Source organism: Clostridium celatum DSM 1785 (assembly GCF_000320405.1).
GTDB lineage: Bacteria > Bacillota > Clostridia > Clostridiales > Clostridiaceae > Clostridium > Clostridium celatum.
Genome location: NZ_KB291625.1, coordinates 42,212 through 56,078, shown reverse-complemented (window position 1 = coordinate 56,078; position 13,867 = coordinate 42,212). Strand labels below are relative to the sequence as shown.

Here is a 13,867-nt window from a genome sequence, read left to right as displayed (position 1 = left end):
CCCCTTTGGCCACTCGGGAACTCCCCCATTTAAACTTTATATAATTAATAACTTGTCGTCCTTTAACTTCGTGTTACCGAACTGACAAAGACTAGTATATAGTCATTATCTTGTTTTTTCAACTCCTAAATTTTATTGTTTATCGATTTTATTTTTCATTTTCTACGTTTTTCTTTTATTTACTCTTATTTAATGTGTTTTTCTTATTTTATTTTGCTTATCATAATTAAATTTAAAATATAAATGTAACTTTCTATAATAATTCATTTAATATACTTAATTTAATTAGTAACATTTTGTGTTAGTATTTCTTATTTTATTAATAAAGAAATATTTTATTCATTTAAAATTATATTCTTCATCATATAATCATATATATTAATGGAAGTATCATTCTATATATTTAACATCAACAACATTTAATTTAATTTAATTTATCAATATTACTATCACTTAAGTTTTATATACTAAGCATTACTACTTATTTCTTTAAACTATATAGTGATCAAGGGGGGAATTATTTGATAAAAAGAAAATTTAACTATAAATCTAATTTAGCATATTATGAGATTGCTGAATTTATGAGAAAATATATTAATAATGATAGTATTATAGTTTGTATTGGCACTGATAAATGTGTTGGTGATTGCCTTGGTCCTTTAGTAGGTACCTTTTTAGAAGATCATAATTTCCCATTGCCAATTTATGGAACGCTACAAAACCCTATTCACGCATTAAATTTAGATAAAAGATTAGCTGAAATAAATAAACTTCATCCTACCTCTTCAATTATTGGTATTGATGCTTGCTTGGGTGACGCAAAATCTATAGGTGAAATTCATACACGGGATTATCCTATTCACCCTGGAAAAGGTGTTGGAAAATCTCTTCCTGATGTCGGTGTTGCTTCTATAATTGGTATTATTGATTCAAGTGATAATGCTGAATTCTTTACTTCTAGAAGTATTCGACTTCACTTAGTTTTTGAAATGGCTAAAGTTATATCTCATGGCTTAATTCATGCTTATTACTTAAATACTATAATAAAATAAAGCTAGAACATTTTGTTTTCTAGCTTTTTTTATTTGTAAATATTTATTATATTTTAATCTATTAATGATATTTCACCATTTATATTTTTACTATCTAATTTTCCTATATAAGTTAATACTTGACCTGTTCCAAGAGCAACAGCTTCTATAGAATTATTAGCAATATTAACATTTATACCTGTATTGAATTCTATAAGCTTATCAAGCCCATCTAAAAGCGATCCTCCACCTGTCATTAATATTCCTCTTTCTATTATATCAGCAGATAATTCTGGTGGCGTCTTTTCTAATACTGTCTTTACACCTTCTACAATTATTGATACTGGTTCTAATAAAGCTTCTCTTAATTCTTCTGTTGCTATAATTTTTTCATCTGGTAATCCTGTAATTAAGTTTCTACCCTTTATTGATGTAGAAAGATTTCTTGATCCTTTAAATACAGATCCAACTGAAACCTTTAGATCTTCAGCTGTTTTCTCACCAATCAAAATTTTATACTTATTTCTTACATATCTAATTATAGCCTCATCAAATTTATCTCCAGCTATTTTAATGGATTCTCTAATAACTACTCCACCTAATGATATTACAGCTATATCTGTTGTTCCACCACCGATATCAACTATCATATGGCCATTAGGCTTGGTTATATCTAAACCAGCTCCAATTGCAGCCGCTAAAGGTTCTTCAATAAGATGTACTTTTTTTGCTCCTGAGTTCATTGTAGCATCTATTACAGCTCTCTTTTCTACTTCAGTAGCTTGAGAAGGAACACAAACCATAACATTAGGCGCAATAACTCTTCCTTTACCACATGCTTTTTTTATAAATTCTTTAAGCATTTTTTCTGTAACATCATAATCTGATATAACTCCATCTCTAAGTGGACGAACAGCCACTATATTTCCTGGTGTTCTTCCTATCATTTTTCTAGCCTCTTCTCCAACAGCTAAAATTTTGTTATTACTTTTATTTATAGCTACAACTGATGGCTCCTTTAATAAAATCCCTTTACCTTTAACATAAACAAGAACCGTTGCTGTACCTAAATCTATTCCAATGTCATTACTACTTCTCCAAAACCACATCTTATCCTCCTACAACATATAATAATTTCAAAATAATCAATTTTTCTACAATTTATTACTCTCTCATTATATATGTATTGGAAATATCATTCAATAGCTTTATATTTTAAATCACCTTCATTTTCCGCTTTTTCCATTTTATTTTCCATTTGATCTTTTAAGTTTTCAACCTTATATTTCATTTTAGTTGCTTTTCCACCTCTAATATGTCTCTCTGACTTATTAAGCTCTAATATTAGATGAGTTTGTTCTGCAATAGCTGGATTAATTTTAGGCAATCTCTCGGTCATATCTTTATGAATTGTACTTTTACTTACCCCAAATACTTTGGCAGTTTTCCTTATTGTAGCTTTTGAATCTATTATATATTGAGCTACCTCTAATACTCTTTCCTCTATATAGTCTTTCAATACGCTACCTCCTCATATCTTATCTATTTTATTATTAAATTAAAATATCATTATAAAAACATTTTATTAGTGTTAGGAGTTTATCCCCCTCCTAACACTAATATTAAATATTATTGAAAATTAAAATATGCTTCAGGATCTACATCATTACCATTTGCATCTTGAACTTGAAGATTTAATACATCTCCACAAATTTGAGCTGTAAATATACCTGAACTATTTCCAACTGTACCTATTTCAGTACCTTCTTCTACTGTATCTCCAACTGCAACATATACTTCATCACTTAAATTTGCATATTTTGTTTTTAATCCATTTGCGTGTGAAATAACAATATAATTTCCATCAGTTGTATTCTTTGATACTTCTTCAACCTTACCTTCTGCTGCTGCTTTTACAACAGTTCCTACAGCTGCATTTAAATCAATTCCTCTTCTAGTATTATCCTCTGTTCTACTTTCATCCTCATATGTTCTTACCATAGTTCCAAACTTTCTTGAAATAGCATCTGCATTAACATCTATAGGTAATGCAAACATAACATCTGTTGTTGATGATACATCAACATATTCATCTTCACTTTCAACTTCTGCTATTTCCCCATTTTCCTCTGTTTCATTAACTTCTGCTACTTCATCAGTAATTTCTTCTACCTCATTAGTATTTTCTGCTACTTCATTTTCTTCAGTGTTGTTTTCTTCAACTAAAGCATCATTATTTTCAACTCTCTCTGCATTTCTCTTTTGAAACTCAAAAGACTCATCTGAAGTAGCCTCTTCTGTATTCATTGTAAATTCATTATTTGATTGGCTTTGCTCCTTAGCTGTTGAATTATTTTTAATTGTAAAAGCAGCTACAGTAGCAACAATACATAAACAAATAAATAGAACTAAGTAAAAGCCCTCCCTTCTAAAAAAGTCCTTTACTTTATTATTTTTATCCATTTAAACACCTCCTTTCTTGTATTCTTGCCTTGTTATATAATTTAATTCATATATTCATTTATTTTTTTGCATCAAATTTCGCCATAAAAAAACAAAAAGACCTCTATATAAATAGAGATCTTTCATAATTTATATTATTAGTTAAATGTTAAGTCATTTATTTCTACACCTGTATAGTAGTGTTTTAATATTTCTTCATAAGTACTACCATTCTTGCCCATCACATTAGCGCCCCACTGGCTCATACCAATTCCATGGCCATACCCCTTACAATTAAATATTATTTTATTTCCATCTATTGAATAATCAAAATTAGTTGAGTTTAATCCAACCAAAAATCTAAATTCACTTCCCCTTACTTTTTGATTTCCTAATTCAATCTCAATAACTCCACCAGCATCACTTCTAGATAAAACTTCTATACTGTCAGCAACATTACTTTCATTCAAACCACTATTAGGATATTTAGAGTTTATTGTTGATATTAATTCTTGTATAGCAACTTCCTTTACACTGGTAAACTTAGGTGCTATTTCTTCCCCTAAGCTATCTACTGATTTAAGATATGGTATGTCATTTCCATTAACATCTACAGAACTTTCGGTCTTTCCAGAACTAGTTGAAAAGAATTGAGGATATAAAACCAACTCATTATTATATGTTAATACCTTTCCTTTAGTCTCATCAACTGCCTCTTTTATTTTGTTCCAATATTCATCTGAATTTATCTCTCCCCATTTTTGAAAAACCTTTTCCTTTGATGAATACACTTGACAATGCGTAGAATCACAAATATCTGCACCATTTCCAATAGAGCATTTATTTATCATTTTACTAACTACATAAGTTCTACTAGCAATTGCTTGAGCTTTTAATGCCTCAACATTAAAACTTACTGGCATTTCATTTGCAATAACTCCACAGACATAGTCTTCTAAATCAACCTCTTCTATTCTATCTTCTAAAGTTATGTATATTGATACTGTATTTTTTGAATTTATAGATACTTTTGTTTCATTACTTTCCATAGTTTGAATTGCGTCATCTCCATTTGCAACTTCAATTTTCCCAGCACTTACTGAGTTATTTCCCATTATCATCATAGGTATTATAATCATAAAAATTAATATTAATATTGTTGTATATATTAATGGATTAAACTTATTTATATATTTATTATTTTTTTTCATAGCCCCTCCTAAGACATTTATACATCTATATATATGTTTTAATCTGTTAAATAATTCTAATTTTATACATATTAAAATCCATAGATAAAGACTGTATCAAAATACCATATGAAGTAATATTATTTATTAAAACTTATAAATAATATTACTTCATATTTAATTTCGATCCAGCCTTTTAACAACTCTTTATTATCTTTAAGTAAATATTTTACCTATGAACCCTATAAATATCTGCCCCTAAATTTCTAAATTTTTCTTCTATATTTGTATATCCTCTATCTATATGATAAATATCTCCTATCTCTGTTTGACCATTAGCTGCAAGCCCAGCTAAAATCATAGCTGCTCCAGCCCTTAAATCTGTAGCTTTAACTTCACATCCAGTAAGGTTACTTACTCCATCTACAATAGCTACTCTTCCATCTATCTTTATATTTGCACCTAATCTTCCTAATTCTCCAACATGCATAAATCTATTTTCAAATACTGTTTCTGTTATTACACTAACCCCTTTAGTTAATGACAATAACGCCATTATTTGTGGTTGCATATCTGTTGGAAATCCTGGATATGGCATAGTTTTTATATCTACAGAATTTTTTCTTAATGTCCCATCAACAAACATTTTTTCTCCTGTTATTGTACATTGCACCCCTATTTCCTTTAATTTTTCAAGAGTAGGCATTAAATGTTCTTCATTAACACCATTAATGGTTATTTTGCTATTTGTTATTGCAGCTGCAACCATAAATGTTCCAGCTTCAATTCTATCAAATATAGGTGTGAATGGCTTAGGTCTCTTTAATTCATTAACTCCATGAATAGTTATTTTCCCATATCCAGCGCCTTCAATTTTAGCCCCCATGCTATTTAAAAATCTAGCTAAATCCCATATTTCTGGTTCTTCAGCTGCATTTTCTATTATTGTATCTCCATCTGCTAATACTGCTGCCATCATTATATTTTCTGTAGCTCCAACTGAAGGAAAATCTAAATATATTCTATTGCCTACAATTCTCTCTGTTTTAGCTTCAACATATCCATATCCTATTTCTGATTCTATTCCTAAGTTTTTAAATCCTTTTAAATGTAAGTCTATCGGTCTACTTCCTATGTTGCATCCTCCTGGCATAGATATTTTACATCTTCCAAATCTAGCTAACATTGGCCCCATAATTAAAAATGAAGCTCTCATCTTTCTTATCAATTCACTATTAGGATCTAATTCTTTTAAATTAGATGTATTTATTCTTAATTCCCCTGTTATAGGCGAAAAATCTACTTCACATTGTAATTCTCTTAATAAATTTATTAAAACTATTACGTCCTCTAACACTGGTACCTTATTTAATGTAATCTCTGTCGGATTTAAAATAGTCGCAACTATTATTGGTAATACTGAATTTTTCGCAATACTTATATCAACTTCACCATGAAGCTCTCTTCCACCTTTAACTATAATCTTTTCCATATTATCCTCCATAATTTATTGTTAGTATGTTATGAAAATTATCGGGGTTCCAATAATTAAATATGAACCTGTATCGTAATTAACCTTTCCAATATTTATCATTTCATTATCCTTCATAGTTGCCTTTATAGAGTATCCATTATTAATTTCTGCAACTTTAATTGAATCTTCATATAAATTTTCTTCTATTTTATTAAATATATCATTACTATCATTACTTATCTTACCCTTAATAAACGAAAAATATCTTTCATCTATAGTTTCACTACTCTTTATATTTTTTACTAGCTTTTCTAAATTTATTTTATTAACTGTTTTATCCGTGTTTAAAATTACAATCTCTACTTTTAATATTTCATTATCTTGTACAAATTTAACACTATAATTAATATTTTCACTATAAGCAGAAATACTGTTTTTTTCTTCTTTTACATATAAATTATCTTTAAACAACGCTTCAAGTATTCTTTGATATTCATTTACTCTTGATTCTCTTGTAGTGTATTCTACCTTAAGACCATTTTGAATAAAATCACACTCTTCCATAAAGTATTTTTCAATAATATTAAAAGAATAATTCTCAATTTCACATCTATATTCTCTTCCATTAATAGATAATAGAGAAAAGATTAAAAGAAATATATAAAAGCTTTTTTTCATATAAACTCCCCTGCCTTTCCTCTAAATTATTGTCCAACTATTCTTTTTTTATACTAAATAAATAGTATATTATAATATATTAAACATCCCCCTTAATAGTTCTCTTTACTCTAAAATTTTTATAAAACACTATTATTTGTACTAATTTCAATAAAATTTTACATACAAAAAAAGAACTAATACATTTACGTATTAGTTCTTTTTATAATATTACTTTAATTCCAATCTAGCTAAAGCTCTCGCCAGAGACCTTTTAGCTCTCTCTACATCTATATCTTTTTTTGATTTTAACCTTTCAATAGCTCTATCTCTAGATTTCTCGGCTCTCTCTATATCTATTTCTTCCTTAAAATTTAAAGAATCACAACAAAAATTCAATTCATTATTTTTTATATATATAATTCCTTGAGATGTAAAAAACTTTTTAATCTGTCCATCTTCTGTTTTATAACTACTTATTGTAGGAATTGTAGATGCAATAATAGGTACGTGATTAGCTAATATTTCAATCTTCCCATCACTTTCAGATGTTATTAGGCTTATTATATCTTCTTTTATAACTTCCCTACCTGGCGTTATAATATTTAATTTCATTGACTTTGCCATAATACTACTCCTATTTCATGCTATTTGCTTTTTCTACAACCTCTTCTATTGTACCTGCAAATAAAAATGCTGATTCTGGTAAATCATCATATTTTCCTTCTAATATTTCCTTAAATCCTCTAACAGTTTCTTTTACTGGCACATACCTTCCTTGCATACCTGTAAATTGCTCTGCAACAGTAAATGGTTGTGATAAAAATCTTTGAATTCTTCTAGCTCTTGCAACTACAGCTTTATCTTCATCTGATAATTCATCTACACCTAATATAGCTATTATATCTTGTAACTCTTTATATCTTTCAAGTATATTTTTAACTTCTGTTGCAACTTCATAATGTTCCTTACCAACTACTCTTGGATCAAGTATTCTAGATGATGATTCTAGTGGATCTACAGCTGGATAAATACCTAGCTCTGAAATAGATCTTGATAAAACTGTTGTTGCATCTAAGTGAGTAAATGTAGTTGCTGGTGCTGGGTCAGTTAAATCATCAGCAGGCACATATACAGCTTGAACTGATGTTATTGAACCATTCTTAGTAGAAGTTATCCTTTCTTGAAGAGCACCCATTTCTGTAGCAAGTGTTGGTTGATATCCAACTGCTGAAGGAATTCTTCCAAGTAGTGCAGATACTTCTGAACCTGCTTGGGTAAATCTAAATATATTATCTATAAATAATAATACATCTTGCCCTTTATCTCTAAAATATTCAGCCATAGTAAGACCTGTTAATGATACTCTCATTCTAGCACCCGGTGATTCATTCATCTGACCAAATACAAGAGCTGTTTTATTAATTACTCCTGAATCTATCATTTCATGATAAAGATCATTACCTTCTCTTGATCTTTCCCCTACTCCTGTAAATACTGAAAGTCCACCATGCTCTTTAGCAATATTATTAATTAATTCTTGGATTAAAACAGTCTTACCAACTCCAGCTCCTCCAAATAGACCTATTTTACCACCTTTTTGATATGGAGCTATAAGGTCTATAACCTTTATTCCAGTTTCAAACATCTCTGGCTCTAATGATTGCTCCTTAAAACTTGGCGCTGGTCTATGTATAGGATAACTTTCTTCAGTTTTTACTGGACCTTTATTATCAATAGGAGTACCTAATACATTAAACAATCTTCCTAATACATTCTCTCCTACTGGAACTGAGATCGGCTTTCCTGTATCTAAAGCCTTCATTCCTCTCTTTAATCCATCTGTTGATTCCATTGATATTGTTCTAACAATATCATCTCCTATATGTTGTTCAACTTCTGTAACTAATTCTCTATCTCCCATATCAATTTTAATTTCATTGTATATGTTTGGTAAACATTCTGCATCAAACTTTATATCAACTACCGGTCCAATTACTTGAACTACTTTTCCAATTTTGCTATCAGCCATACCTCTTCCTCCTTGCTACTTTTGAGCTTCAGCTCCACCAACAATTTCTGAAATTTCTTGAGTTATAATTCCCTGTCTAATTCTATTGAATTTAATACTTAATTCTTGTAATAAGTCATTTGCATTTTCTGTTGCTCCATCCATAGCTGTCATTCTTGCACTATGCTCACTTGCTTTAGCACTAAGCATGCAAGTCTTAAGTTGACTCTTTAAATACATATCCATAGAATTTTTTAAAACTTCTTCTACACTCGGTTCTATTATATATTCTGTTCCTAAATTTCTATCCTTTTTTATTGGTAGAATCTTTTCTATTAGAACTTCTTGCTTAACTGGTGATATAAACTTTGTATATACTATATTTACTTCAGAAACTTCACCTTTTTCATATAAATATATGGCATCATTATATATTTTATTTATATCTTTAGTTGCTGGTATATCAGGCAAATCTACATATTCATTAAATGTATCTACGCCATAACGTGATAAGTAAGAAATTCCTTTACTTCCTACAACTAAAACCTTAGATTCATTGCTTTCTTTTATCAATCTATTACTTAAGATTAATGCTACGTTATTGTTATATCCTGCACATAACCCTGTGTCTGAAGTTAATACAATATATAGTTTATCTCCATTATTTTCATTAAAATAAATTGATTCATAACCTTCTGGAATACTAGAAATCACTTCATTTATAACTTCTTTACACATATTTGAATATTGCTCATTAGCTATAAGTTCTTTTCTTACTTTCCTCAATTTAGAAGTGGCAACAAGCCCCATAGCTTTAGTTATTTTTCTAGTGCTTTCAACAGACTTTATTCTTCTTTTTATTTCTATAAGTCCAGCTGCTCCCACTGTATATTACCTCCTAAAGAATTGCATAGCTTATAAAGCTATGCATCTTGTAAAAACATCTTTTTAAATTCAATAATACATTTTTCAATGTTTTCTTTTAATTCTTTTGTCAATTCTTTTTCAGTAACTATTTGTTTTAAAATATCTCTATGATGAGTATCCATATACTCCAAGAACTCTTCTTCAAACTTTCTTATATCAGTTACTTTTACATCTGATAAAAAGTCATTAACAGCTGCATATAATATTACTATTTGCTTTTCAACATCCATTGGCTTATATTGATCTTGCTTTAATATCTCGACTATTCTTCTACCCTTTTCCAATCTTCTCTTTGAATCTAAGTCTAAATCAGATCCAAATTGTGAAAAGGCCGCAAGTTCTCTATATTGTGCAAGTTCTAATCTTAATGTTCCTGAAACCTGTTTCATAGCCTTAATTTGAGCATTACCTCCAACTCTTGAAACAGATATACCAGCATTAACTGCAGGTCTTTGTCCTGAATTAAACAATTCAGTTTCTAGGAATATTTGCCCATCAGTAATTGATATTACATTTGTAGGAATATATGCTGTTACATCTCCAGCTAATGTTTCTATTATTGGAAGTGCTGTTAAAGAACCTCCACCGTGCTCTTTAGAAAGCTTTGCCGCTCTTTCTAATAATCTTGAATGAATATAGAATACATCTCCTGGATATGCTTCTCTTCCTGGCGGTCTTCTAAGTAGTAATGACATAGTTCTATATGCCACTGCATGCTTAGACAAATCATCATATATTATAAGAACATCTTTGCCCTTATGCATAAAATATTCACCCATACTACAACCAGCATATGGTGCTAGATATTGTAGTGGTGCAGTTTCTGATGCAGTTCCTGCTACTACTATTGAGTAGTCTAAAGCTCCCATTTCTTCAAGTGTATTAACTATATGTGCTACTGTTGATTGTTTTTGACCAATTGCAACATATATACATATAACATTCTTACCTTTTTGATTTAATATTGTATCAACTGCAATTGCTGTTTTTCCTGTTTGTCTATCACCTATGATAAGTTCTCTTTGTCCTTTACCTATTGGAATCATGGAATCTATAGCTTTTATACCAGTTTGCATTGGTTCATTTACTGAAGATCTATCTATTATACTTGGTGCTGGTACTTCTATAGGTCTAGTCCCTGCATAATTTATAGGTCCTTTTCCATCTATTTCTTCACCTAGTGAATTAACAACTCTTCCTAAAAGTCCTTCACCTACTGGCACTTCAACTATTTTATTAGTTCTTTTAACTATATCTCCTTCTTTTATTCCTTCCTCTGAGCCTAATAAAACGCATCCAACGTTATCTTGCTCTAAGTTTAAAGCCATTCCAAATACTCCATTTGGAAATTCTAAAAGTTCACCTTGCATACAATCATCTAACCCATAAACTCTTGCTATTCCATCACCAATTTGAATTATAGTTCCTGAATCTGAAGTTTTGATTTGATTCTCATATCTTTGTATTTCTTTTTTTATGATAGATGTTATTTCTTCTGGTTTTATATTCATGCCATCACCTCTATTCCGTAGTAAGCATTAGCTTTTCTAAATCATCTAACCTTGTTTTTACAGATCCATCTAAGACATCATTTCCTATTCTTACATAAATTCCGCCTAAAATTTCAGGATCAACTATTTTTTTTAATATAATTTCTTTCTTATATTTCTTTTCAAGCTTATCTACCAACGAATTATATTCATATTCCTCTAATGGTATAGTAGTCTTTACAATTCCTTGCAATACATTTAACTTATCTAAATGTATTTTTTCCATTTCTCTTAATTTTTCTTTTAGAAATAGTATTCTATCTTTTTCTATTAGTATTAATAAAAAGGATAATAACTCTTCATCTATTTTTCCTTTAAATATAATTAATAAATGTTTTCTTCTTTTGTTTTGTTCCTATTTGTGGATGTTTTATTACTTCTAAAAAATCACTATTATCGTCAATAAGACTACATATTTCTCTTAAATCGCCTAGGTATTCATCTACCTTCCCTTTTTTTTCTGCAACCTCATACAATGCAAGGGCATATCTTCGGTCTAAATATTCATACATATTTAATTACCCACCTCAGAAATAAACTCATCAATTAATTGTCTATTTTTTTCTTCATCAATATTTTTTTCAATTACCTTCTTAGATAATTCTACAGCTAAGTCTATGGCTTCCTTCTTTAATTGGAATTCCGCTTTTTCCTTTTCTCTTTCTATTTCAACTTTAGCTCTTTCAATGATTAAATTAGCTTCTGATTTTGCTTCATCAACTATTTCTTCATATATTTTTTCAGCTCTTCTCTTATGTTCTTCTGTGATTGCTTTACCTTCTTCTCTTGCTTTACTTAATAATCTCTCATTATTTATTGCAAGAGTCCTTGCTTTTTCTAACCCTTCATCAGCATTATCTAGCTTATCGACTATTTCATTTTCTCTTGCTTCAATTATTAATCTTACCTTTTCAAAAAAGAAATATTTTAATCCAAATAATAGAATTAAAAAATTTACTACTGTGGCTAACATAATACCAAGATTAAATTCCATTACTTATTCTACCCCCTTTGGAGTCATTAAAATATTATTTTACTCCTACAAATATTAATAATATTGATACTAATAATCCATAAATAGCTGTTGCTTCTGCAAATGCTGAACCTATAACTAAAGTAGTTGTTATTTTTCCTGTTGATTCTGGATTTCTAGCAACACCTTCCACAGCTTTTCCTGTAGCATTTCCTATACCAATACCAGCTCCTAAACCTACTAATACTGCAATTCCTGCTCCTAATGCTCTCATTCCTATTTCACTCATTTTAAAATCCTCCTTAATTGTGTTCAGATACTATCTTAATGTTTATCATTGTTAACATAACAAATATTACAGCTTGTATACCTCCATCAAATATATCAAAATATAAATGTAATGGTATTGGTATAACAAGCTGTGCAGCCCACGCTAACTTTTCTAAGTTCTCATAAATAAGTTCTATAATAAAAGTAGCAGCCAACATATTACCAAATAGTCTTAAAGATAATGATATTGGTAACATTATTCTTTCTAATATTGTAATAGGTAATATAAATGATACTGGTTCTAAATATCCCTTAAAATAACTTCCAATGCCATTTCTTTTAATAGCATATCCTTGTACCATTACAAATGATATTAATGCCAAAGTTAATGTAACACTGAAATTCTTTGTTGGTGGTGAAATTCCTACTAGTCCTGTTAAATTCATTACAAGAACAAATATCCCTAGAGTTCCTACAAAAGGAACAATACTAGTAAAACTTTCTCCAACGTTACTTATTACAACATTGTTTAACATTGTATAAATCCATTCAACAACTGTTTGTTTTTTACTTGGCCTTATTTCAAGTTTCCTTGTAGACCACCAAGCTAATAATAAAATTAATAAAACAATTATAAGTTGTATTATTGATTCTGGTTTTATATCAATTACTATTTTACCTAAATAAAAAGAAAATATAGCCTTTGATGATTCCATCTATCCACTTCCCTTCTGTACTTTTATAGTAGTTATTCCTAATATCACATAATGTATAATGAACCCTAATAGAAAAGCTAATAAATTTTCAATTCTATTAGAAAAAACTACTGCTATAGCAACTATAATTACTATTCTAATTAAATAGCTTAAGGGAAATAAAATTGCCTTATTTTTTTTAAGTTTGCTTAAATACATACTAGTTATAATAGCTGATACAATAAAATTTAACATTGAAACTATTAATCCAATTAATATTATTAAGCCAATATTATATTGTTTTAATAACACTAATATCAAGAACACAACAATTCCACTTATTAAATTATTGTTTGCTACAGATTTTATAATATTCTTTAGGTCTTTAGGCATTTTTTTCTCCTAATAAATAACTTATTTTGGGAGCTAGTGACTTTACGTTATTCCTATATAAAAACTAACTATATTTTATAGTTATATATTTTGTTTTATGAGCTCTTATATAGGAATACTTAGTTATCTAGTATCTTGCTATCCCCGTTAGCTGAGGTAATTATATACCTACTCAATAATTAATTAAAACTTCATTTTTCATTATTTTTTACAATTTAACCCTAAATTAAGCTATTATTAAATGTTATTGCTTA

14 protein-coding genes and 2 pseudogenes are annotated in these 13,867 nt (G+C 29.0%); 1 reads left to right on the top strand and 15 read right to left on the bottom strand.

Going from position 1 to position 13,867, the window contains the following annotated elements; translation table 11 throughout:
* Positions 1-521: 521 nt before the first annotated feature.
* Complete coding sequence (gene yyaC / locus HMPREF0216_RS05985) at positions 522-1,052, top strand: spore protease YyaC (RefSeq protein WP_005212429.1); 531 nt, start codon at positions 522-524, stop codon at positions 1,050-1,052.
* Between the two features lie 53 nt (positions 1,053-1,105).
* Here the strand turns inward: yyaC and mreB are convergent, their stop codons facing one another.
* From mreB to HMPREF0216_RS05910, 15 genes and pseudogenes are all read right to left on the bottom strand, one after another.
* On the bottom strand, positions 1,106-2,140 hold the full coding sequence (gene mreB / locus HMPREF0216_RS05980) for a rod shape-determining protein MreB (RefSeq protein ID WP_005212427.1): 1,035 nt from the start codon (positions 2,138-2,140) through the stop codon (positions 1,106-1,108).
* 170 nt (positions 2,141-2,310) lie between these two features.
* Positions 2,311-2,550, bottom strand: a pseudogene (gene spoIIID, locus HMPREF0216_RS05975) (sporulation transcriptional regulator SpoIIID); the annotation flags it as partial.
* A gap of 110 nt (positions 2,551-2,660) precedes the next feature.
* Positions 2,661-3,494 (bottom strand): M23 family metallopeptidase, encoded by an 834-nt coding sequence (locus tag HMPREF0216_RS05970; protein WP_005212424.1) that lies wholly within the window; start codon positions 3,492-3,494, stop codon positions 2,661-2,663.
* A 137-nt stretch (positions 3,495-3,631) separates the two neighbouring features.
* Positions 3,632-4,684, bottom strand: coding sequence for a stage II sporulation protein D (gene spoIID / locus HMPREF0216_RS05965; RefSeq protein WP_005212421.1), 1,053 nt, complete (start codon positions 4,682-4,684; stop codon positions 3,632-3,634).
* 208 nt (positions 4,685-4,892) lie between these two features.
* Complete coding sequence (gene murA, locus HMPREF0216_RS05960; RefSeq protein ID WP_040419102.1) at positions 4,893-6,155, bottom strand: UDP-N-acetylglucosamine 1-carboxyvinyltransferase; 1,263 nt, start codon at positions 6,153-6,155, stop codon at positions 4,893-4,895.
* Positions 6,156-6,176: 21 nt separating this feature from the next.
* The gene (locus HMPREF0216_RS05955) at positions 6,177-6,815 is read right to left on the bottom strand and encodes a hypothetical protein (RefSeq protein WP_005212418.1); all 639 of its coding nucleotides are present in this window, start codon (positions 6,813-6,815) and stop codon (positions 6,177-6,179) included.
* 210 nt (positions 6,816-7,025) lie between these two features.
* Positions 7,026-7,421 (bottom strand): ATP synthase F1 subunit epsilon, encoded by a 396-nt coding sequence (gene atpC, locus HMPREF0216_RS05950; protein WP_005212417.1) that lies wholly within the window; start codon positions 7,419-7,421, stop codon positions 7,026-7,028.
* Between the two features lie 10 nt (positions 7,422-7,431).
* Entirely contained in the window at positions 7,432-8,826 is a 1,395-nt protein-coding gene (gene atpD, locus HMPREF0216_RS05945; protein ID WP_005212415.1) for a F0F1 ATP synthase subunit beta, read from the bottom strand.
* Between the two features lie 15 nt (positions 8,827-8,841).
* Positions 8,842-9,690 carry an ATP synthase F1 subunit gamma gene (gene atpG, locus HMPREF0216_RS05940; protein ID WP_005212412.1) on the bottom strand — a complete coding sequence of 283 codons (849 nt, stop codon included), beginning with the start codon at positions 9,688-9,690 and terminating at the stop codon, positions 8,842-8,844.
* A 38-nt stretch (positions 9,691-9,728) separates the two neighbouring features.
* A complete protein-coding gene (gene atpA / locus HMPREF0216_RS05935; RefSeq protein ID WP_005212410.1) occupies positions 9,729-11,243 on the bottom strand; it encodes a F0F1 ATP synthase subunit alpha in 1,515 nt (504 codons plus the stop codon).
* 10 nt (positions 11,244-11,253) lie between these two features.
* A pseudogene (locus tag HMPREF0216_RS05930) lies at positions 11,254-11,794 on the bottom strand (F0F1 ATP synthase subunit delta).
* Positions 11,795-11,796: 2 nt separating this feature from the next.
* Positions 11,797-12,276, bottom strand: coding sequence for a F0F1 ATP synthase subunit B (locus tag HMPREF0216_RS05925; RefSeq protein ID WP_005212403.1), 480 nt, complete (start codon positions 12,274-12,276; stop codon positions 11,797-11,799).
* Positions 12,277-12,310: 34 nt separating this feature from the next.
* On the bottom strand, positions 12,311-12,544 hold the full coding sequence (gene atpE, locus HMPREF0216_RS05920; RefSeq protein ID WP_005212401.1) for an ATP synthase F0 subunit C: 234 nt from the start codon (positions 12,542-12,544) through the stop codon (positions 12,311-12,313).
* Positions 12,545-12,557: 13 nt separating this feature from the next.
* The gene (locus tag HMPREF0216_RS05915; protein ID WP_005212399.1) at positions 12,558-13,241 is read right to left on the bottom strand and encodes a F0F1 ATP synthase subunit A; all 684 of its coding nucleotides are present in this window, start codon (positions 13,239-13,241) and stop codon (positions 12,558-12,560) included.
* A complete protein-coding gene (locus HMPREF0216_RS05910) occupies positions 13,242-13,613 on the bottom strand; it encodes an ATP synthase subunit I (protein ID WP_005212397.1) in 372 nt (123 codons plus the stop codon).
* Between the last annotated feature and the right edge of the window lie 254 nt (positions 13,614-13,867).

Bases quoted from the DNA above. Each gene is read 5' to 3' on its own strand.
- mreB (WP_005212427.1), bottom strand. From the start codon at position 2,140: ATGTGGTTTTGGAGAAGTAGTAATGACATTGGAATAGATTTAGGTACA.
- HMPREF0216_RS05970 (WP_005212424.1), bottom strand. From the start codon at position 3,494: ATGGATAAAAATAATAAAGTAAAGGACTTTTTTAGAAGGGAGGGCTTT.
- spoIID (WP_005212421.1), bottom strand. From the start codon at position 4,684: ATGAAAAAAAATAATAAATATATAAATAAGTTTAATCCATTAATATAT.
- murA (WP_040419102.1), bottom strand. From the start codon at position 6,155: ATGGAAAAGATTATAGTTAAAGGTGGAAGAGAGCTTCATGGTGAAGTT.
- HMPREF0216_RS05955 (WP_005212418.1), bottom strand. From the start codon at position 6,815: ATGAAAAAAAGCTTTTATATATTTCTTTTAATCTTTTCTCTATTATCT.
- atpC (WP_005212417.1), bottom strand. From the start codon at position 7,421: ATGGCAAAGTCAATGAAATTAAATATTATAACGCCAGGTAGGGAAGTT.
- atpD (WP_005212415.1), bottom strand. From the start codon at position 8,826: ATGGCTGATAGCAAAATTGGAAAAGTAGTTCAAGTAATTGGACCGGTA.
- atpA (WP_005212410.1), bottom strand. From the start codon at position 11,243: ATGAATATAAAACCAGAAGAAATAACATCTATCATAAAAAAAGAAATA.
- HMPREF0216_RS05925 (WP_005212403.1), bottom strand. From the start codon at position 12,276: ATGGAATTTAATCTTGGTATTATGTTAGCCACAGTAGTAAATTTTTTA.
- atpE (WP_005212401.1), bottom strand. From the start codon at position 12,544: ATGAGTGAAATAGGAATGAGAGCATTAGGAGCAGGAATTGCAGTATTA.
- HMPREF0216_RS05915 (WP_005212399.1), bottom strand. From the start codon at position 13,241: ATGGAATCATCAAAGGCTATATTTTCTTTTTATTTAGGTAAAATAGTA.
- HMPREF0216_RS05910 (WP_005212397.1), bottom strand. From the start codon at position 13,613: ATGCCTAAAGACCTAAAGAATATTATAAAATCTGTAGCAAACAATAAT.